Below are 20,801 nucleotides of genomic sequence, written 5' to 3'. Positions count from 1 at the left end.
GACTGCACCCCGTTGAAGATTAACTGCGTTGACGAACCGCTTCGAACAGGCAAATACCGGTCGCGACGGAAACGTTCAATGAAGAAACGGTCCCGGCCATTGGGATGCTAATCAGCTCATCGCAATGCTCACGCGTCAGACGACGCATACCTTCACCTTCAGCGCCCATCACCAGCGCCATTGGGCCGGTCATTTTGCTCTGGAACAAGGTGTGGTCTGCTTCACCCGCAGTACCAACAATCCACACGTTCGCTTCCTGCAACACACGCATGGTGCGTGCGAGGTTGGTCACACTGATAAGCGGAACGTGCTCAGCAGCACCACAGGCCACTTTCTTAGCAGTCGCGTTCAGTTGCGCAGAGCGGTCTTTCGGTACGATAACCGCATGCACGCCAGCAGCATCTGCGCTACGCAGGCAGGCACCGAGGTTGTGCGGATCGGTAACGCCATCGAGAATCAGCAAGAACGGCTGGTCGATGCTCGCAAGCAGATCCGGAAGATCATTTTCCTGATACTGACGGCCTGGCTTCACACGAGCAATAATGCCCTGGTGCACAGCGCCTTCAGATTTTTCATCCAGCCATTGGCGGTTTGCCATTTGAACCGGCACCCCCTGGGCTTCCAGCGCATGAATTAAAGGCATCAGACGTTTGTCTTCACGGCCTTTAAGAATAAAGACTTCCCGAAAACGCTGGGGGGCGTTATCAAGTAGCGCCTGGACGGCGTGAATGCCGTAAATCATTTCACTCATTACTGTTACTCATTTCAGGTGCTGATGCACCAGTGTTAATTTGCTCGTAGATGTCGGATGTCGCTTACGCTAATCCGACCTACGAAAAGCAGTGTCAGGGTGGATAAACGAAGAACCATCCACCCTTTCAAGGCTAGCTCGGCTGCTTTTTCGCTGCCCGCTTAGCTTTCGTGGCTGCCGCTATCTTACGAGTTTTATCCGATGGCGTTTTTGGTTTCTTCACCTTCGGTTCGGCGGTTTTCTCGATTTTTTTGTCAGCTTTCGCTTTCTTCGGCTTCGCAGGACCTTTCTCTTTACGGAAAGCACTGTCTGACTCGAAGTTTACGCGTTTGCCAGCTTGACGACGTTTCGGTCCGTTGCCGTTAGCGCCTCTTTTCGCTTTGTCTTTCTCAGTTTTACCCGCACCGCGAGGTACGCGAGTACTAGAGAGCAAAGCAAAATCAATCTTGCGCTCATCCATGTGGACGGCTTCAACACGCACTTCTACACGGTCACCCAGGCGATAAGTCTGACCACCGGATTCACCAATCAGGCGTTGCCCAACCTGGTCAAAGCGATAGTAGTCGTTATCAAGAGTAGAAACGTGCACCAGGCCGTCGATAAACAGATCGGTCAGGCGTACAAAGAAGCCAAAACCGGTGACGCTTGCGATGATGCCAGTAAAGGTATTACCGACCTGATCCTGCATAAAGTCGCATTTCAGCCAGTCGGCAACGTCACGTGTAGCTTCATCGGCACGGCGTTCAGCCATAGAACAATGCTGGCCAAGTTGCAGCATCTCTTCCATGTCATAGTGCCAGCCGCCAGACTCGGTGCTGTTGCCCTTATGGCCCTGCTCTTTCGCCAGCAGATACTTGATTGCACGGTGTAACAACAAGTCCGGATAGCGTCGAATCGGCGAAGTAAAGTGCGCATAAGATTGCAGCGCAAGGCCAAAGTGACCACGGTTTTCTGGATCGTAAACCGCCTGTTTCATCGAACGCAGCAGCATAGTTTGCAGCATTTCATGATCCGGACGATCGGCAATCGAGTTCAGCAATTCTGCGTAATCACGCGGTTCAGGTTTCTGCCCGCCAGGCAATTCCAGGCCCAGTTCAGCCAACACCGAGCGGAATGAAGTGATCGCTTCGTTGGTTGGACGATCGTGATCGCGGAACAGTGACGGTTCGTTATGTTTTTCAACAAAGCGAGCGGCTGCAATGTTCGCGAGGATCATGCACTCTTCGATTAGCTTGTGTGCATCGTTACGCACAGTTTGCTCAACGCGCTCGATGCGGCGTTCAGCGTTGAAGATAAACTTCGCTTCTTCACTTTCGAACGAGATGCCACCACGCTCAGCGCGGGAAACATCCAGCACTTTATACAGGTTGTGCAGCTCTTCGATGTGCTTAACCAGCGGCGCATACTGCTCACGCAGTTCCTGATCGCCCTGCAACATGTGCCACACCTTGGTGTAGGTCAGACGCGCATGGGAGCTCATTACCGCTTCGTAGAATTTAGAACCTGTCAGACGACCCGTTGCAGAGATAGTCATTTCGCAGACCATACACAGACGGTCAACCTGTGGATTGAGCGAGCACAGGCCGTTAGACAGCACTTCCGGCAGCATCGGGATAACCTGCGACGGGAAGTAAACTGAGGTACCACGGTTACGCGCTTCTTTATCCAGCGCGGTTGGCGGGCGAACGTAATAACTTACGTCAGCAATCGCAACCCACAAACGCCAGCCGCCGCCACGTTTTTTCTCACAGAATACGGCGTCGTCGAAGTCACGCGCATCCTCACCATCAATGGTCATGAGTGGCAGGTCACGCAAATCTACGCGGCCCACTTTGGCCTCTTCTGGCACTTGCTCCTTCAGGGAAGCAACCTGGGCTTCAACTTCTGGTGGCCAGATATAAGGGATTTCATGGGTGCGCAGCGCCATATCAACGGCCATGCCGGTGCCCATGTTGTCACCAAGAAGCTCAACAATTTTACCTACCGCTTTGGTGCGGCGAGTTGGACGCTGGGTGAGTTCAACCACCACCACAAAACCCATACGCGCGCCCATCACGCCTTCTGGCGGGATAAGGATATCGAAGCTCAGACGGCTGTCGTCTGGCACCACGAAACTGATACCTGCATCGGTAAAGTAGCGGCCAACAATTTGCCCGGTTCTTGGCTCCAGCACACGCACAATACGCGCTTCGCGACGGCCTTTACGGTCTGCACCCAGCGGCTGTGCCAACACGATGTCGCCATGCATACACATTTTCATCTGTTCAGATGAAAGGTAGAGATCGTCTTTACGGCCTTCTACACGTAGGAAACCGAAGCCATCGCGGTGACCAATGACTTTGCCTTTTAGCAAATCAAGACGTTCTGGAAGGGCATAGCACTGGCGACGGGTAAAGACCAACTGTCCATCGCGTTCCATGGCTCGCAGACGGCGACGCAGCGCTTCAAGTTGTTCTTCACCGTTAATATTCAGTTCTTCAGCCAGTTCGTCACGATTGGCTGGTTTTTCACGTTTGGACAGATGAGCGAGAATAAACTCCCGGCTTGGGATCGGGTTTTCGTATTTTTCGGCTTCTCGTTCCTGAAAAGGATCTTTTGACATTGCGGTTCCTCCGTTGTCATTTGCTGAGGAAATCGTGATTTATTCCACCAGCAATAATTTGTAGAGCGGTTGGTTTTGGTCCACCAAATCGGCCAGCGTGTGCTTATCCAGCTCTGTTAGAAAGCTTTGCACCGCCTGAGCCAGTGCCTGCTTGAGGCGACATGCGGGGGTAATATGACAAAACTCACTGCTACAGTTCACCAAAGATAGCGGTTCCAGCTCGCGCACCACATCACCCACACGAATTGTTTGCGCAGGTTTGCCGAGGCGAATACCACCGTTTTTGCCGCGCACTGCCGTCACATAGCCCGCGCGACTGAGTTGATTGATGATTTTCACCATGTGGTTACGTGATACTCCGTACACTTCTGTTACCTCAGAAATGCTCGTCATTTTGCCTTCCGGCAAAGACGCCATATAAATCAAAGCACGTAAACCGTAATCAGTAAAACTCGTTAACTGCACATCAACCTCTAGGGTGGGAGGGGAAACGCTTAATAGCTGTAAATACTATACCCTAAATAATTCGGGTTGCAGCCAGGCGGCCAGCTCAAGAATCCCCGGGAGCTTACTTAAGTAAGTGGCTGGGGTGAGTGAGTGCAGCCAACGCCGCTGCAACGTGAAGTATGACGGGTATAGATTGATGATAAACCAGCCATAAGGTTGCCAGCTAATTTATTTAATAGGGGAAGGTAGATAAAACGGCAGGATAAAACAGTTGGGGTGCGCTAAGCACACCCCATCACATCATTATGCGTCGAACGGATCGCGCAGAATCATGGTTTCAGAACGGTCTGGACCGGTAGAAATAATGTCTACTGGTACTTCAGTCAGTTCTTCAATGCGCTTGATGTAGTCCAGCGCTGCTTGCGGCAAACCACTACGCTCTTTCACACCGAAGGTCGTTTCGGACCAGCCTGGCATGGTTTCGTAGATTGGCTCGATACCTTCCCAATCGTCAGCAGCCATTGGAGTGGTAGTCACTTCACGGCCATCTGGCAGACGGTAGCCTACGCACAGTTTAACTTCTTTCAAGCCGTCCAGAACGTCCAGCTTGGTCAGGCAGAAACCTGACAGGGAGTTAATCTGCACTGCACGACGCACAGCAACGATATCCAACCAACCTGTACGACGACGACGACCAGTGGTCGCACCGAACTCGTTACCTTGTTTGCACAGGAACTCGCCGATATCATCAAACAGTTCAGTTGGGAACGGACCTGCGCCAACGCGAGTAGAGTACGCTTTGATAATACCCAGAACGTAATCAACATAACGTGGACCAATACCGGAACCTGTTGCCACGCCACCCGCGGTGGTGTTGGAAGAGGTCACGTACGGATAGGTACCGTGATCGATGTCCAGCAGTGTGCCTTGAGCACCTTCGAACATGATGAAGTCGCCGCGCTTACGTGCCTGATCCAGCAGATCGGACACGTCAACTACCATGCTGGTCAGAATGTCAGCAACTGCCATGACATCATCCAGAACTTTCTGGTAATCAACCGCTTCAACTTTATAGAAGTTAACCAGCTGGAAGTTATGGTATTCCAGAACTTCTTTCAGTTTGTCTGCAAAGGTGGCTTTGTCGAACAAGTCGCCAACGCGCAGGCCACGACGGGCCACTTTGTCTTCATATGCAGGACCGATACCACGACCGGTAGTACCGATAGCTTTCGCACCACGAGCTTTCTCACGAGCCACATCCAGCGCAACGTGATAATCAAGGATCAGTGGACATGCTTCAGATAACAGCAGGCGCTCACGTACCGGAATCCCACGGTCTTCCAGTTCTTTCATCTCTTTCATCAGTGCAGCAGGAGACAGCACAACGCCATTACCGATGATGCTGGTAACGTTATCACGCAGAATACCTGATGGAATAAGATGAAGAACGGTTTTTTCACCGTTGATTACGAGAGTATGGCCTGCGTTGTGACCGCCCTGGTAGCGCACAACATATTTAGCCCGTTCAGTCAGAAGATCTACGATCTTTCCTTTACCTTCGTCACCCCATTGGGTGCCCAGTACGACGACGTTGTTACCCATTTTTCAAAATCACCGTTTGCTTAAAAAAGGATTCTACCATCGGTTTCCCCGATGATCAGCCCTTTTAGTATACAAAATGGTAATCAGCCACCTCAACGTGACTTAACCGCCGCTTCGACTCAACATGTAGTAGACAACGACACCTGCAACCACTAGTCCGCCGCCAAAACGACGCAGCGTGTTATCGGGTAATTGGATTAAAGCGGCTATCATACGACGCCACATACGCGGATAAAGCATCGGTCCGAGTCCTTCGAGCACTAAAACCAGTGCTAATGCCATCCAGATTGTCGAATTCATAATTTCCTCTAGCACCCATAAAAAAAGAGCCGGTCAGACCGGCTCTTGATAAAACGCTTGCGAATATTAACGTGAACTGTTCGCTGGTGTTTTCATATAGCGGAAGAAATCGCTATCTGGGCTTAACACCATAACGTCCTGACCAGAATTGAAGCTCGCCTCGTAAGCACGCAGGCTACGAATGAAGGCATAGAAATCTGGATCCTGGCTGAATGCGTCAGCAAACAGTTTGGCAGCTTCTGCATCACCTTCACCACGGCTGATTCGGCCCATACGCTCGGCTTCGGCCAGAGTACGAGTCACTTCGTAGTCGGCGGTAGCACGCAGCTTCTCAGCTTCTTCCTGACCTTGTGAACGGTGGCGACGAGCAACCGCTTCACGCTCTGCGCGCATACGGTTGTAGATAGCCTCAGACACTTCAGCTGGCAGGTTGATCTGCTTGATACGCACATCGACCACTTCAATACCCAGCGCTGCCATACTGTTCGGGTTAACCACTGGCACTTTACCTTTGGTTTCCGCCGTTACACGCGCCGCTGCTGATGCAATCGCATCATCCGCAGCAGGTGTTGACACTTCATCGTCAGTACCTGCAGAACCTGAGTTCAGCGCATCACGAACGTCCAGAGTCAGACGACCGCGAGAATCGGTCACGATGTCTTTCACATCAAGACGACCAATTTCAGAACGCAGACGGTCACTGAACTTACGTTTTAACAGCACTTCAGCTTGAGAAACGTCACCACCACCGGTTGCCAGGTAGTAGCGGCTGAAATCACTGATACGCCATTTGATATAGGAATCAACGATCAGGTCTTTCTTCTCTTTGGTTACAAAGCGGTCGGCTTGGTTATCCATAGTCTGAATACGTGCATCAAGGGTTTTAACCGACTCGATAAACGGTACTTTGAAATGCAGACCTGGCTCGTAGACCACCGGCTTGTTTTCGTCATCACGCAACACTTTACCGAAGCGTAACGTAATTCCGCGCTCACCTTCCTGTACCACGAAGACCGAGGTAAATAGCACTACCAGCACGATGATAATTAAAGCAATGACTGACTTACGCATCGTTATTCACTCCCTACGCGCTGGTTATCAGTGCGCTGTGCGTCGGCACGGCGCTGATCCATGATATCGCCCCGGCTTGACGAGGACGGTGTGCTGGCGCTGCCGCTGCTTGAGCTGGATGCAGGTGGCAGACGCAACAAGCTGTTCGCACCACTAGTATCGCTCTTCGCCGCAGGCTGTGAACCACCTTTAAGCATCTGATCCAGTGGAAGAACCATCAGGTTGCCGCCTTTGTCGTTAACCAGAACTTTACGGGTATGGCTAAGCACTTTTTCCATGGTTTCGATATACAGACGCTCACGGGTAATTTCCGGTGCAGCTTTGTATTCCGGCAGCATCTTCGCAAAGCGAGCCACTTCACCCTGCGCTTCTAACACAGTCTGTGTTTTATAAGCGCGAGCTTCTTCAAGAATACGCTGCGCCTGACCGTTAGCACGCGGCTGAACTTCGTTGGTATACGCTTCTGCTTCACGGATGTATTGCTGTTCGTTTTCACGCGCAGAAATCGCATCATCAAATGCAGCCTTCACCTCTTCCGGCGGACGAGCAGCCTGGAAGTTGACGTCCAGCAGGGTAATACCCATGTTGTACGGGCGAATGGTTTCTTCCAGCTCGCGCTGAGTATCGTTACGAATAATGGTACGACCCTCGGTGAGGATCTTATCCATGGTGTATTTACCAATAACACCACGCAATGCGCTGTCGGTTGCCTGACGCAGGCTATCGTCGGCGCTGGTTACGCTAAACAGATAACGACGCGGATCGGTAACACGGTACTGGACGTTCATTTCGACGCGAACGACGTTCTCATCGGAAGTCAGCATCACACCGGAAGCCGCCAATTCGCGAACCGCTTCAACGTTTACCGCTCTGACACTATCAATGAATGTCGGTTTCCAGTTCAAACCCGGCTCAACCAAATGGCTGAATTGACCAAAACGAGTCACAACACCACGTTCAGCTTCTTTAATGGTATAGAACCCAGTCGCTGCCCAAATAACAACAGCCACGGCAGCAACGATGCCAACCATGCGGCCACCAATATGAGGACGTGGAAGCTGCGAAGAACCACCACCAGAACCGGAGCCGCCGCCTTTACCGCCGCCCAGACCACCAAGTTTCTTACTTAATTTTCGGAAGATATCATCCAGATCAGGTGGCCCCTGATCCCGCCCTCCTTTGTTACCCCCAGAGTCGCCGCCAGGTTTGCTGCTTCCCCACGGGTCGCGGTCCTGTCCGTTATTACCGGGCTGATTCCACGCCATGTTTATGCTCCATATTTGTTGTGCGGTGATATCCCCCGAAGGGGAAAAAGTCTTCAGGACATTCCCTTGACTTGCTAGACGATGTAGTCAGCGAGTGCCGGTTCTTGTTTACAGAGGCGACGCCAGTCAACAATAGGCATACGAATTTGTAAGCCAACACTGCCGTCTTCCTCCATCCACTCTTTTTCTATTGCCTGAAGCTGATAAAACCGGCTCCGCAGTCGGCCTGCCTGGGGGGGTAAGCACAACGTATGCTGTGCAATTTCACCAGATAAACGCTCTGTCAAAGCCTGGAAAAGCAGTGGAACACCGTCTCCGGTCTGGGCAGAAAGCCAGACCCGAATCGGCATATTTTCCTCATCTCTGTCGATACGTGGAACGAAATCATCCAACATATCTATTTTATTCATCACCAGGAGCGTTGGAATTTCATCAGCCTCAATCTCTTCGAGAACGGTATCTACCGCGGCAATGTTTTCCTCAATCCTGAGGTCGCTTGCATCAATGACATGTAATAACAGTGTCGCCTGGCGAGTTTCCTGCAAGGTTGCCTTAAACGCCGCCACTAAATCGTGTGGCAGGTGACGAATAAAACCTACTGTATCTGCCAGTATGGTTTCACCAACATCCGTAACGTTAATGCGACGTAATGTTGGATCAAGTGTGGCAAACAACTTATCTGCAGCATAAACGCCAGCTGCAGTTATCTGATTAAACAGGGTAGATTTGCCGGCGTTGGTATAGCCCACCAAAGAAACAGTTGGGATATCAGCCTTGGCACGCGATCTTCGACCTTGTTCACGCTGTTTTTCGACTCGTTCTAAGCGACCAAGAATCTGCATAATCCGGTTGCGCAGTAAACGGCGGTCGGTTTCGAGCTGAGTTTCCCCAGGGCCTCTTGAACCAATCCCCCCTCCCTGACGCTCAAGGTGGGTCCAGCCGCGCACAAGACGAGTTGCCATGTGACGTAACTGAGCCAGTTCAACCTGCAACTTACCTTCATGGGTACGTGCACGTTGAGCAAAAATATCTAAAATCAGGCCGGTTCTGTCGACGACGCGACATTCACACAGCGCTTCGAGGTTACGCTCCTGAGCAGGAGACAACGCATGATCAAATAAAATGACCGATGCCCCAGTGGCTTTCACTGCATCGGCAATCTCAATTGCCTTACCTTCACCAACAAAATACTTCGGGTGAGGAGCTTTGCGGCTACCAGTAACCACCTGTAACGCTTCGACACCAGCTGAAGAGACCAGAGATTCAAACTCCTCCAGATCTTCTTTGTTTTTGTCTTGCGTAAAATAGATGTGTACTAGTACCGCATGCTCACCGGCATCATAACGGTCAAACAAGCGTATAACCTCTCAAAAAGACCAGCGGGGAACCCATCATCCCTGGTTCCCCGGCTTGGAAAAACAACGTTATGCCTTATTCAGCGTCTTCGTTGTCTTGTTGTGGCGCAGAACCTTGCGCGCTGCCGCCATGGTGATAGCTGCCAGAACCGCTAGTACCGGTGTTATTACTGTGATGAGATACCGGACGTGACGGAACAACAGTTGAAATCGCGTGCTTATAGACCATCTGGCTGACCGTGTTTTTCAACAGGATCACAAACTGATCAAAAGACTCAATCTGCCCTTGCAGCTTAATACCATTCACCAAATAAATAGAAACTGGAACACGTTCGCGACGCAGTGCGTTCAAGAACGGATCTTGTAATGATTGCCCCTTAGCCATTCTATCTTTTCCTTATATGCTTGTTGTTTGTAACTCAAGAACCCTGAGGCTCTGAAAAACTGCGTAAGATACTGCGCACCATAACGATTCAATTGTACACATTCATTGGTGCTTCGCACTAACAACCTGTACTACATCGTTATAAGATTGAGACGGATTCTCACTGTCTAACCAGTGAACACCTTCCCAACCTCTTAACCAGGTCATCTGGCGCTTAGCCAATTGTCTCGTCGCGCAAATACCACGATAAACCATTTCATCATGTGGAATTTCACCGGCCAGATAAGACCACATCTGCCGGTAACCCACACAACGAATGGAAGGCATATCCGTATGCAAATCACCACGGGCAAAAAGAGCCCGTACTTCAGCTTCAAATCCAGAAGCTAACATCTGATGAAAACGCTGCTCAATTCGTTGATGGAGCAGTTCACGGCTCGCCGGGGCGATGGCGAACTGATGCACCTGGTAAGGCAGAGCTTCTCCTGACGTTTTCGTCAGTTCCGTTAAAGTTTTACCCGAAATGAAAAAAACTTCCAGTGCGCGGGAAAGCCTTTGTGGATCATTTGGATGAATACGTGCAGCGGCGACAGGATCAACCTGTGCTAACTCACGATGCAACGCCTCCCATCCTTGCTCTGCAGCCTGTTTTTCTATCCTATCCCGAACTTCTGGATCGGCAGATGGCAACGGTGACAAACCTTCTAACAATGCCTTGAAGTAGAGCATCGTTCCCCCAACTAACAAGGGGATACGCCCGGCTGCGGTAATATCTGCCATTTCAGCTAACGCATCGCGCCGGAAATCTGCGGCGGAATAAGCCTGTGCAGGGTCGAGAATATCAAGTAACCGGTGCGGGGCTTGGGCAAGTTCTTCCACCGTGGGCTTTGCTGTACCGATGTCCATCCCTTGATAGATAAGGGCCGAATCGACGCTTATCAACTCTACCGGCAACGTTTTACGCAAATTAATCGCGAGCGCCGTCTTACCAGAGGCCGTTGGCCCCATTAAAAAAATTGCCTGTGGCAGGTTTTGCTTAACTTCAGTCATGTTTCAGGGCGTTCATCGCCAATTGTAAATCAACAGGTTGTAACAAACCGCCAGGTGGTGATTTCACCAGCTGCGGACAAAGGCGCTCTACATCAGCCAGCAAGGCAATTGCCTGTGCCAGATTCCATTGTTCATGAAAGCCGTCCATTTGACGAGCAAACCATTGAGCAATCTGTGGTGCGTTAACCTCTGTCTGTTGCGCCAGGTATCCTGGCAGTTCGTGAATCAAGATTTGTAAATTTTGTTTACGTAAAGGTAAAGGTACGGTGCGAATTGTTATCTGACGCGACTCTGCGACAAATTCGATACCCATTTCCAATAAAAGCGACTGATATTTAACCAGAACGTCCTGTTCTTCTTTCGTCACTTTCAGGCGTACAGGGATCAGCAATGGTTGCGCCCGCGCACCTTCACTACCTGGTACTAACTGCGCCATTTTCAACCAGCGTTCAGCCACGGTTAATGAAAGCAGCATAATTTTGCCGTCGCGTTCCAGCAATGCCATGTCTGGTGCAAGCACCGTCAGTACACGGCCAAAACTTTGTGCATGGGCGTCTAATACTTCGTTGGTTTCAGGTTCAGCTGCACGATTTTTTGGCGTTGGGGAAGCTTGCGTATTCAGAAGCTCGCGATACAGCGCCCCTTCTTTCTTCTGGAAACCTGGTGCTGCATGAGGCCATAAAGGTATGTTTTTGCTGGCACCTCCGCCGCTATATTCACCGCCATTTGGCGAAGAACTGCGAGGCGGTGATTCACGAACAACAGAAGAAGTGGGGGCAGGTGTTGAAAACTGGTTACGTCCAGATGCAACGCGATTTTCCGGCTGCCAACTCTGTTGCGGTTCTTCGGTTGTTTCTTCCAGTGGCAAACGGTTTTCTGTCTGCTGTTGCAGCACGCTCAACACGCCCTGATAGATAAAGTCATGCACCAGACGCGATTGATGGAACCGCACTTCATGTTTGGCCGGATGTACATTCACATCCACCTGATGCGGATCGATTTCAAGATAGAGCACAAATGCCGGTTGCTGATCGGCTCCGAGTTTATCTTCACAGGCCTGGCGAATGGCGTGATTTATCAAGCGGTCACGCATCATGCGGCCATTGACGTAACAATATTGAATCTCTGCCAGTGCAGAAGTCGTCGCACTTGGTTCAGCCACCCACCCACGTAAAGCAAGATCGCCGTGCTGCCATTCAATGGACAGAGCTTGTTCGAGGAACTGCGTGCCACAAATCGCACCCAGACGACGTTCACGAGGCGCGCCTTCTGCGACCGCACGATATTGACGAATGACTTTGCCGTTATGCGTCAAATTAATCGATACATCAAAGCGTGCCAGCGCAATACGCCTGACAATCTCATCAATATGGTTGAATTCGGTTTTTTCAGTGCGCATGAATTTGCGCCGGGCAGGTGTGTTGTAAAACAGATCCAACACTTCAAGCGTGGTTCCGACTGGATGCGCTGCGGGCTTCACCGTCACATCTTGTTCACGGCCTTCGGCATAGGCCTGCCACGCCTCGCTTTGATCGACGGTACGTGACGTTAACGTCAAACGGGCAACCGAGCTAATACTGGCTAGCGCTTCGCCACGAAAACCAAGGCTGATAATCGCCTCAAGGTCATCAAGTGAAGCAATTTTACTGGTGGCATGGCGAGCCAACGCAAGCGCCAGCTCGTCTTTTTTGATACCACAACCGTTGTCGCGGATACGAATGAGCTTGGCACCACCGCGTTCGATATCAATATCAATACGAGTAGCGCCAGCATCCAGACTGTTCTCAACCAGCTCCTTCACCACCGATGCGGGGCGCTCTACCACTTCGCCAGCAGCAATCTGGTTGGCAAGTTGCGGCGGCAGAACCTGAATCGGCATGAAATTTCCTTATTGAGTAATCGCGACCTGATCGAGACCCGCACCTTGCGAACGTGCGGTTTGCCCCGGGGCAGGTGCTGATTGTAACGGATGCGTCTGGAAATAGTCCCTCAAACCTTGATAAATGGCTTGGGCAATTTTTTGCTGATAATCATCGCTATCAAGCAGGCGCTCTTCCGAGTTGTTACTGATAAACCCGGTTTCCACTAGCACTGAAGGGATATCTGGTGAGCGTAATACTCCAAGGCTTGCATGCTCAGGGCGACGCTTGTGTAACGCGCCGACACGTTGCATTTGAGCCAGCACTTTTGTCGCCACATCATACCCGACACGCTGGGAATGGCCGAATTGCAAATCCAGTACTGCCTGGCTCAGATACGGGTCAGCCTGGCTATTGGCCAGTACATCACCTGCACCACCCAGCAACTCGGATTGTTTCTCGTGCTGTTCGAGCCAGCCCGCCATTTCGCTATTTGCACGGCGGTTTGACAGCACCCAGACAGATGCTCCCGTCGCGTCGCGGTTTGGTGCAGCATCGGCATGAATAGAAACCAGAATATTGGCGTTCTGTTTACGCGCCACATCCGAGCGCCCCATCACCGAAATGAAATAGTCGCCATCACGGGTCAGCACGCCTTTAAACATCGGGTCGTCATTGAGCAAGGAACGTAGTTTACGGGCAATAGAAATAGTGACGTTTTTCTCTTTCGTCCCACCCGGACCAATCGCACCCGGGTCTTGTCCACCATGTCCAGCATCAATCGCCACAACCACGGTATCAGACTGAGTAGTGGTGCGTTGAGTTCGCGCAGGATGCATCACCGTATTCGAACTGACTGCGCCAGTAACGGTTTGCGGGTTAAACGGATTTTTTGCCGGTTCTGTCGGGCGGGTAACTGGCGGGGCTTCCACGTGTTTGGCAACAACCGGTGGAGGTGGAGGCGGCGGTGGCATATCGGCGTTAATGGTAAACACGACCGTGTAATTAGAACCATTTTGCTGTTTCACCGCGCGAGTTTTGCCAGGCTCAGTGAGATCAACCACCAGGCGTAAGGAATCGCTATCTTTCGGTTGCCCTGAACGAATGCTTTTCACCAGGTTATTTCCACTGAACAAAAGAGGTAAACCTCGAATCACACCCGTTTGTTTAATATCCAGGGCTACGCTTTTTTTATCATCCTGAGAGAATGCATATTCAGGGTCACCAATAAAACTAAAGGTGATTCGCGCCTGAGAATCACCATTTGATACCTGAATATCCGCTAAACTCGCGGCACCCGACTGTGCCGTAAGCAACAGTAAGCACGCCGCCATCAACCAACTTTTCACGCGAAAGATCATCCCGTCGTCCTTGTTATTTGGCAAACCGCGCCAGTAACGACTCACCAGATGAGGAAACTGCTTTCAGGCACGCCTCGCGCCCTTCGGCCTGGTAACTTAGGTGTATTTCGACATCCGGTTCCGGCAGCACACCCTGGCCTTTTTGCGGCCATTCCACCAGACTAATTGCGTCATTGGTAAAATAGTCACGAATTCCCATAAATTCGAGTTCTTCTGGATCAGCAAGGCGATAGAGATCAAAGTGATACACCATCAAATTGCCAAGTTCATACGGTTCAACCAACGTGTAAGTTGGGCTCTTAACATTGCCTTTGTGGCCCAACGCTTGCACAAAACCACGGCTGAATGTCGTCTTGCCCGCACCCAGGTCACCATACAGATGAATCACGGTGGCACCGATACAGGCTTTTGCCAGACGCGCACCCAATTCTAAGGTCGCAGTTTCATCAGGTAATGCGATAACTCGATTAATCATTTTCTTTGCTATTCAAATCCGGGTTAACAAAAGGGTACATCGTCGAGAATAAGTCGCTTGCTAACATACCGCGTGTACCGAAGCGCTGAGCCAAGACATCAGCAGCAGCGCCATGTACAACACATCCAGCACATGCCGCATCATACGGGGTTAACTTCTGTGCCAGCAATGCTCCGATGATCCCGGATAGCACATCCCCCATACCGCCACTTCCCATCCCGGCATTTCCCACATCAATGAGTGAGCATTCGCCGTTTTGACTGGCAACAACCGTACCGGCACCTTTTAAGACCACAATTCCGCCATAACGTTTTACAAGACGGTCTGCGGAAAGTAAGCGGTCACTCTCAATTTGTGATACTGCGCAATTTAACAGCCGGGCGGCTTCGCCAGGATGCGGCGTAATGACGCGATTCTGACGTTTATCGGGATTGATTGCCAGAAGGTTCAACGCATCTGCATCCCACAGCATCGGTTTACGGCAGTTCTCTACTTTTTCCAGGGCTTTTTTGCCCCATTCATGCATCCCAAGCCCAGGACCAATAACCACCACATCTGCCCATTCGAGACATTCATCAAGTGAATTTGATGTGAGTTCCTGAACCATCAGTTCCGGTCGGGCGGTAATAAGCGGGGCAATGTTTTCTGAACGAGTTAAAACCTTGATCAACCCCGCTCCAGCGCGTAGCGCAGCCTCGCCGGTCATGCGAATCGCTCCGGCAGTACCGTGGTCGCCACCAATGATCACCAGCCGCCCATTAGTCCCTTTATGCGACGTAGGTTTACGCGGAGGCAACCATCCCGCTAGTTGCGCGCTATCTACGCGAGATATCGGTGCAACTTGCCCCTTTAACCAGTCTTCAAGACCCAACGCATTGAAATGCAATTCGCCCACGACATCGCGAGCTTTTCCGGTCAGAAGCCCGGGCTTAAGGGCAATAAAAGTGATGGTGTGAGAAGCGTTGATCACCGCTCCAGGCGTTGCACCGGTTTCTGCAAGCAAGCCGGAAGGGATATCCAGCGCGACGACAGGTGCCGCATGCTGATTGCACTTTTCTATCAGCTGCGCTGCAACATCTCGGGGAGCACTGTTAAGTCCGGTGCCAAGTACGCCGTCAATCACAAGATCGATATCGTCTGCCCAGACATGTTCCGGGGCATGAATCACACCTGCTGCATCCAGCCACGCATCACGCGCGCTGGCCGCTTCTTCAGGCAAAGGCTTGTCACTTTCGAGTGCCAATAACGTGACACGAATACCCGCCGCTTGGGCAAGGCGCGCCACCACATAGCCGTCACCGCCGTTATTGCCATGGCCGCACGCAACCAGCCAGTGTTGGGTTTGCGGATAGAGTTCGCGGGCAAGATTAAATGCCGCAGCCCCTGCCCGCTGCATCAATTCGTATAGCGTTAACCCTAGGTAATCTGCCGCGTGTTTCTCAGCGGTGCGCAGCCAGTCTGCGGACCAGACTGAATGTGGTATACTTTTGGCGGTTATTTTTAGGCTCAGGTCCGTCATGTCACAGCCCCTCGATCTCAATCAATTAGCGCAAAATATCAAGCAGTGGGGTATCGAACTCGGCTTCCAGCAAGTGGGAATTACCGATACCGATCTCACCGCCAGTGAACCTGCGCTCCAGATATGGCTGGATAAACAATACCACGGCGAGATGGACTGGATGGCTCGTCATGGCATGATGCGTGCCCGACCACACGAATTGCTCCCCGGCACCTTGCGCGTGATTAGCGTGCGGATGAACTATCTCCCCGCTAACGCAGCCTTTGCTTCAACGCTTAAAAATCCCAAAATTGGTTATATCAGCCGTTACGCCCTTGGGCGCGACTACCACAAACTGCTGCGTAATCGACTCAAGAAACTGGGCGAAATGATCCAGTCTCATTGTTCCACGCTGAATTTTAGACCTTTTGTGGATTCAGCGCCGATTCTTGAGCGTCCACTTGCTGATAAAGCCGGGCTCGGCTGGACAGGTAAGCACTCACTAATCCTCAACCAGGAAGCAGGATCGTTCTTTTTCCTCGGCGAACTGTTGGTCGATATTCCGCTGCCAATTGATAAACCTGTCGAGGAAAAGTGTGGGCGCTGCGTGGCCTGTATGACTATCTGCCCGACAGGCGCGATTGTTGAGCCCTACACAGTTGACGCACGCCGCTGCATTTCTTATCTCACTATCGAGCTTGAAGGTGCAATACCGGAAGAGTTCAGGCCGCTTATTGGCAACCGTATTTACGGCTGCGATGACTGCCAGCTGATTTGCCCGTGGAACCGTTTCTCCCAGTTGACCACCGAAGAAGACTTTAGCCCGCGCAGCAAATTGCATGCACCGGAACTGGCTGAGTTGTTCACCTGGGGTGAAGACTATTTCCTGCGCGTGACAGAAGGTTCGGCTATTCGTCGAATTGGCCATTTACGTTGGCTGCGAAATATTGCAGTGGCATTGGGAAATGCACCGTGGGATGAGGCGATTCTGGAAACGTTGCAACAACGAAAAGGTGAGCACCCACTTCTTGATGAGCACATTGATTGGGCGATTGCGCAACAATTAATCAAGCGAAGCGAGGGCGCTACAGAAGTCCAACGCCCACAGAAACAGCGTCTGGTTCGTGTGATTGAAAAGGGGTTAAAACGTGATGCATGACATGTCCACAGGATGTGAATAAAAATTTGAACACCTTGTCCTGCAAACGAAAAAAAAACTGCAAGCGATCCGCTCAACATTCTCAAATATTAAAAAAATGATATTAATCAAATGATTAAAATATTCTTATAAAATTTAAGAAATAATTAGCGATCTAAGTGAATAGACGAAGGCTGTGGATAAGTCTGTTTACAAGATTTTATCGCGAACGTAAAAACCACCACCGACGCTGGTTAGCGTTGTGGATAATTTGTACTGGATATTAGAATTTGGAGCGGGAAACGAGACTCGAACTCGCGACCCCGACCTTGGCAAGGTCGTGCTCTACCAACTGAGCTATTCCCGCTTGGGTGGTGCGTGGCTTATAAAAGCCAATCAAATTTTGGAGCGGGAAACGAGACTCGAACTCGCGACCCCGACCTTGGCAAGGTCGTGCTCTACCAACTGAGCTATTCCCGCATATTCTTCGTCTTTCAAGCTGATGCTTAAAAGCCATCGAATTTGGTGGTACTGCTGTAATCAAATTTGGAGCGGGAAACGAGACTCGAACTCGCGACCCCGACCTTGGCAAGGTCGTGCTCTACCAACTGAGCTATTCCCGCTCTGTGTAACGCTGCAAATTCTGCATCGGTACGGGAGGCGCATTATACGAGAAATCGTTTTAGTCGCAAGCCCTCAAACGATTTTTTTCGCTATTTTTGTTTGAATGCTGATTAATTCGACAAAATGATTATTTTCCCAGCGAATATCAGGAAAATCTCTCGATCCTGCCTTTTTTCGGGTTAGTGAAAAAAACAGGACCGAGGCTAACAACTTCTTATAGCTTGATAAAGTTCTCGCGGTAGAACGCAAGTTCCGCCACTGACTCACGGATATCATCCATCGCCTGATGGGTACCCTGCTTTTTGAAATCAGCCAAAATTTCAGGTTTCCAACGGCGCGCCAGCTCTTTCAGAGTGCTGACATCCAGATAACGATAGTGGAAGTACTCTTCAAGTTCTGGCATGTACTTAAACAGGAAACGACGATCCTGGCCTATGCTGTTACCACAGATTGGAGAACTATTAGCGGGAACCCACTCTTTCAGGAACTCAAGTGTTGCCAGTTCAGCCGCACGGTCGTCCATGGTGCTTGCTTTCACGCGTTCTACCAGCCCGCTGCCAGTATGGGTACGCACATTCCAGTCATCCATCAACGCCAGCTGTTCGTCAGACTGATGAACCGCAATCGTTGGCCCTTCGGCAAGGATATTCAAATTGGCATCGGTAACCAGAGTGGCAATTTCAATTATGCGATCCCGCTCGGGGTCCAGGCCGGTCATTTCTAAATCAATCCAAATCAGATTGTTTTCATTTCCACTCATGCTATTTTCCACCCTTCTTGTGCGTAGCCCACCGTTGTCGATGGGTTAATTCGTATAAAATAGTGTGTATCATAGAGGTTTTGCCCACCACGGGCGACCAGGAGCCAGTAAGATTGAGCAAAAATAAACTCTCCAAAGGACAGCAGCGCCGGGTTTCAGCAAACCACCAGCGTCGGCTTAAACAGACTGTGGAGAAAGCCGATCCTGACGACTCTCAGTTTGGCGAACCGCGCGATGGTCGCGTCATTAGCCGTTTCGGCCAACATGCCGATGTTGAATCACCAGGTGGTGACATTCACCGCTGCAATATTCGCCGCACCATCCGTTCGCTGGTAACCGGCGACAATGTGGTCTGGCGCCCAGCCAAAGAAGCTGCGGCTGGCGTAACCATAAAAGGCATTGTTGATGCGGTGCACGAGCGCACAACCGTCCTGACACGCCCTGATTTCTACGACGGCGTGAAGCCCATTGCCGCCAACATCGACCAAATTATTGTGGTTTCCGCCATTCTGCCCGAGCTGTCATTAAACATTATTGACCGTTATCTGGTGGCGTGCGAAACCCTGGACGTTGAACCACTGTTGGTACTGAATAAAACCGATCTGCTCGACGAAGAAGGCCTGAAATTCGTCAATGAACAGATGGATATCTACCGTAAGATTGGTTACCGCGTGTTGATGGTTTCCAGCCATAAAGTAGAAGGCCTGAAAGAGCTTGAAGAAGCCCTGATCGGCCGCGTCAGTATTTTTGCCGGGCAATCAGGTGTGGGTAAATCGAGCCTGCTCAATAACCTGCTCGGGTTCAAAGAAGTCCAGATTCTGGTGAATGACGTTTCTGACAACTCAGGTTTAGGCCAGCACACCACCACTGCATCTCGTCTGTACCACTTCCCGGGCGGCGGTGATGTTATCGACTCCCCTGGTGTGCGTGAGTTTGGTTTGTGGCACTTAGAGCCGGATCAAGTCACTCATGGGTTTACTGAATTCCACGAATATTTAGGTCGTTGCAAATACCGTGACTGCAGCCACACCAACGATCCAGGCTGCGCGCTGCGTGAAGCCGTTGAGCGTGGGGAAATCGCCGAGACGCGTTTCGAAAATTACCATCGCATACTGGAAAGTATGTCCGAGGTAAAATCGCGTAAAACCTTTTCCGATACTGACCGCTGACAATTAAGCTGGGCATCGCTAAAATCGCGCTCCTTTTTGTGTATGCCCGCTAATATGGGTACTTAGCCAGGAGGCTATCTTGTTAGACAACTTTAAACTTTCGCTCCAGTACATTCTGCCTAAACTATGGCTGACTCGCCTGGCAGGTTGGGGTGCAAGCAAACGAGCTGGCTGGTTGACCAAACTGGTTATCGACCTGTTCGTTAAATACTACAAAGTCGACATGAAGGAAGCTCAGAAGCCGGATACCGCCAGCTATCGCACCTTCAATGAATTCTTCGTGCGCCCACTGCGTGACGATGTCCGTCCAATCAATACCGACCCAAATGTGTTGGTAATGCCAGCAGACGGCGTAGTTAGCCAGTTGGGCCCGATTGAAGAAGACAAAATCTTGCAGGCAAAAGGCCATAACTACAGCCTCGAAGCCTTGCTCGCCGGTAACTACTTAATGGCCGATTTGTTCCGTAACGGCAGTTTCGTTACCACTTATCTGTCACCACGTGATTACCACCGTGTACACATGCCGTGTAACGGTATCTTGCGTGAAATGATTTACGTGCCGGGCGACCTGTTCTCCGTAAACCATTTAACCGCGCAAAACGTGCCGAACCTGTTTGCCCGTAACGAACGTGTTATCTGTCTGTTCGATACTGAGTTTGGCCCGATGGCACAAATCCTGGTGGGTGCCACCATTGTTGGCAGCATCGAAACCGTCTGGGCTGGCACTATCACGCCACCGCGTGAAGGCGTAATTAAACGCTGGACGTGGCCTGCGGGTGAAAGCGAAGGCTCCGTTGCGCTGCTGAAAGGCCAGGAGATGGGCCGCTTCAAACTTGGCTCTACGGTCATCAACTTGTTCGCGCAAGGTAAAGTGAACCTTGCTGAACAACTGCAAAGCTTGTCTGTCACCAAAATTGGTGAACCGCTGGCGGTTTCTACCGAGCCTGTGATTGAGCCAGAAATCCCGGTAAGTGAGATTCTGGAAGTCGAAGTTGCGGCTGAACAACAAACCAGCCCGTCTGTGGAAAACAAAACCGAAAGTTAACCTGCTCTCCCCAGCCCTCGTGACACCGCTACGAGGGCTGGTTC

At 51.0% G+C, this 20,801-nt stretch carries 18 protein-coding genes and 3 tRNA genes; 3 read left to right on the top strand and 18 right to left on the bottom strand.

What is annotated here, in order from left to right:
* Nucleotides 1-19: 19 nt before the first annotated feature.
* The 14 genes from rlmB to nnr all read right to left on the bottom strand — a co-directional run bounded on the left by rlmB (nt 20) and on the right by nnr (nt 16,042).
* A complete protein-coding gene (rlmB, locus tag M977_RS13100) occupies nt 20-751 on the bottom strand; it encodes a 23S rRNA (guanosine(2251)-2'-O)-methyltransferase RlmB (RefSeq protein ID WP_064515697.1) in 732 nt (243 codons plus the stop codon).
* A 133-nt stretch (nt 752-884) separates the two neighbouring features.
* Nucleotides 885-3,353 (bottom strand): ribonuclease R, encoded by a 2,469-nt coding sequence (rnr, locus tag M977_RS13095; protein ID WP_064515695.1) that lies wholly within the window; start codon nt 3,351-3,353, stop codon nt 885-887.
* 39 nt (nt 3,354-3,392) lie between these two features.
* The gene (gene nsrR, locus M977_RS13090; protein ID WP_034461180.1) at nt 3,393-3,818 is read right to left on the bottom strand and encodes a nitric oxide-sensing transcriptional repressor NsrR; all 426 of its coding nucleotides are present in this window, start codon (nt 3,816-3,818) and stop codon (nt 3,393-3,395) included.
* A gap of 285 nt (nt 3,819-4,103) precedes the next feature.
* Nucleotides 4,104-5,402: an adenylosuccinate synthase gene (locus M977_RS13085; protein WP_034492792.1), complete on the bottom strand. Its 1,299-nt coding sequence runs from the start codon at nt 5,400-5,402 to the stop codon at nt 4,104-4,106.
* A gap of 102 nt (nt 5,403-5,504) precedes the next feature.
* Nucleotides 5,505-5,702: a DUF2065 domain-containing protein gene (locus tag M977_RS13080; protein ID WP_034461177.1), complete on the bottom strand. Its 198-nt coding sequence runs from the start codon at nt 5,700-5,702 to the stop codon at nt 5,505-5,507.
* 66 nt (nt 5,703-5,768) lie between these two features.
* Complete coding sequence (gene hflC, locus M977_RS13075; RefSeq protein WP_034461175.1) at nt 5,769-6,773, bottom strand: protease modulator HflC; 1,005 nt, start codon at nt 6,771-6,773, stop codon at nt 5,769-5,771.
* Between the two features lie 2 nt (nt 6,774-6,775).
* On the bottom strand, nt 6,776-8,038 hold the full coding sequence (gene hflK, locus M977_RS13070) for an FtsH protease activity modulator HflK (RefSeq protein ID WP_064515693.1): 1,263 nt from the start codon (nt 8,036-8,038) through the stop codon (nt 6,776-6,778).
* 74 nt (nt 8,039-8,112) lie between these two features.
* Nucleotides 8,113-9,393, bottom strand: coding sequence for a ribosome rescue GTPase HflX (gene hflX, locus M977_RS13065; RefSeq protein ID WP_064515691.1), 1,281 nt, complete (start codon nt 9,391-9,393; stop codon nt 8,113-8,115).
* Between the two features lie 76 nt (nt 9,394-9,469).
* Nucleotides 9,470-9,778 (bottom strand): RNA chaperone Hfq, encoded by a 309-nt coding sequence (gene hfq, locus M977_RS13060; RefSeq protein ID WP_034461169.1) that lies wholly within the window; start codon nt 9,776-9,778, stop codon nt 9,470-9,472.
* A gap of 102 nt (nt 9,779-9,880) precedes the next feature.
* Nucleotides 9,881-10,828, bottom strand: a complete 948-nt coding sequence (gene miaA, locus M977_RS13055) for a tRNA (adenosine(37)-N6)-dimethylallyltransferase MiaA (RefSeq protein WP_064515687.1) — start codon at nt 10,826-10,828, stop codon at nt 9,881-9,883.
* Nucleotides 10,821-12,707, bottom strand: a complete 1,887-nt coding sequence (gene mutL, locus M977_RS13050) for a DNA mismatch repair endonuclease MutL (protein WP_064515685.1) — start codon at nt 12,705-12,707, stop codon at nt 10,821-10,823. Before mutL ends, miaA begins: the two co-directional genes overlap by 8 nt.
* Nucleotides 12,708-12,716: 9 nt before the next feature.
* Nucleotides 12,717-14,048: an N-acetylmuramoyl-L-alanine amidase AmiB gene (gene amiB / locus M977_RS13045; RefSeq protein WP_064515683.1), complete on the bottom strand. Its 1,332-nt coding sequence runs from the start codon at nt 14,046-14,048 to the stop codon at nt 12,717-12,719.
* A gap of 13 nt (nt 14,049-14,061) precedes the next feature.
* A complete protein-coding gene (gene tsaE / locus M977_RS13040) occupies nt 14,062-14,523 on the bottom strand; it encodes a tRNA (adenosine(37)-N6)-threonylcarbamoyltransferase complex ATPase subunit type 1 TsaE (RefSeq protein WP_064515680.1) in 462 nt (153 codons plus the stop codon).
* Nucleotides 14,516-16,042: a bifunctional ADP-dependent NAD(P)H-hydrate dehydratase/NAD(P)H-hydrate epimerase gene (gene nnr, locus M977_RS13035; RefSeq protein ID WP_064515677.1), complete on the bottom strand. Its 1,527-nt coding sequence runs from the start codon at nt 16,040-16,042 to the stop codon at nt 14,516-14,518. The genes tsaE and nnr overlap by 8 nt, the downstream gene beginning before the upstream one ends.
* On the opposite strand from nnr, the gene queG reads away from it, so the two are divergent.
* Nucleotides 16,041-17,180, top strand: a complete 1,140-nt coding sequence (queG, locus tag M977_RS13030; RefSeq protein ID WP_064515650.1) for a tRNA epoxyqueuosine(34) reductase QueG — start codon at nt 16,041-16,043, stop codon at nt 17,178-17,180. The genes nnr and queG overlap by 2 nt on opposite strands.
* A gap of 270 nt (nt 17,181-17,450) precedes the next feature.
* Here the strand turns inward: queG and M977_RS13025 are convergent.
* The 4 genes from M977_RS13025 to orn all read right to left on the bottom strand — a co-directional run bounded on the left by M977_RS13025 (nt 17,451) and on the right by orn (nt 18,543).
* Nucleotides 17,451-17,526, bottom strand: a tRNA-Gly gene (locus M977_RS13025).
* A gap of 37 nt (nt 17,527-17,563) precedes the next feature.
* Nucleotides 17,564-17,639, bottom strand: a tRNA-Gly gene (locus M977_RS13020).
* 67 nt (nt 17,640-17,706) lie between these two features.
* A tRNA-Gly gene (locus tag M977_RS13015) sits at nt 17,707-17,782 on the bottom strand.
* A gap of 215 nt (nt 17,783-17,997) precedes the next feature.
* Nucleotides 17,998-18,543 (bottom strand): oligoribonuclease, encoded by a 546-nt coding sequence (orn, locus tag M977_RS13010; RefSeq protein ID WP_034461152.1) that lies wholly within the window; start codon nt 18,541-18,543, stop codon nt 17,998-18,000.
* Between the two features lie 113 nt (nt 18,544-18,656).
* On the opposite strand from orn, the gene rsgA reads away from it, so the two are divergent.
* Both rsgA and asd read left to right on the top strand, forming a co-directional pair.
* Nucleotides 18,657-19,712: a small ribosomal subunit biogenesis GTPase RsgA gene (rsgA, locus tag M977_RS13005; RefSeq protein WP_064515645.1), complete on the top strand. Its 1,056-nt coding sequence runs from the start codon at nt 18,657-18,659 to the stop codon at nt 19,710-19,712.
* Between the two features lie 79 nt (nt 19,713-19,791).
* Nucleotides 19,792-20,757: an archaetidylserine decarboxylase gene (asd, locus tag M977_RS13000; RefSeq protein ID WP_064515642.1), complete on the top strand. Its 966-nt coding sequence runs from the start codon at nt 19,792-19,794 to the stop codon at nt 20,755-20,757.
* Nucleotides 20,758-20,801 lie beyond the last annotated feature (44 nt).

The sequence above is a fragment of the Buttiauxella gaviniae ATCC 51604 genome, assembly GCF_001654835.1.
In the GTDB taxonomy this organism is placed as follows: Bacteria; Pseudomonadota; Gammaproteobacteria; order Enterobacterales; family Enterobacteriaceae; genus Buttiauxella; species Buttiauxella gaviniae.
The sequence above is the reverse complement of the archived record's forward strand: the minus strand, read 5'-3'. Positions and strand labels throughout refer to the sequence as shown.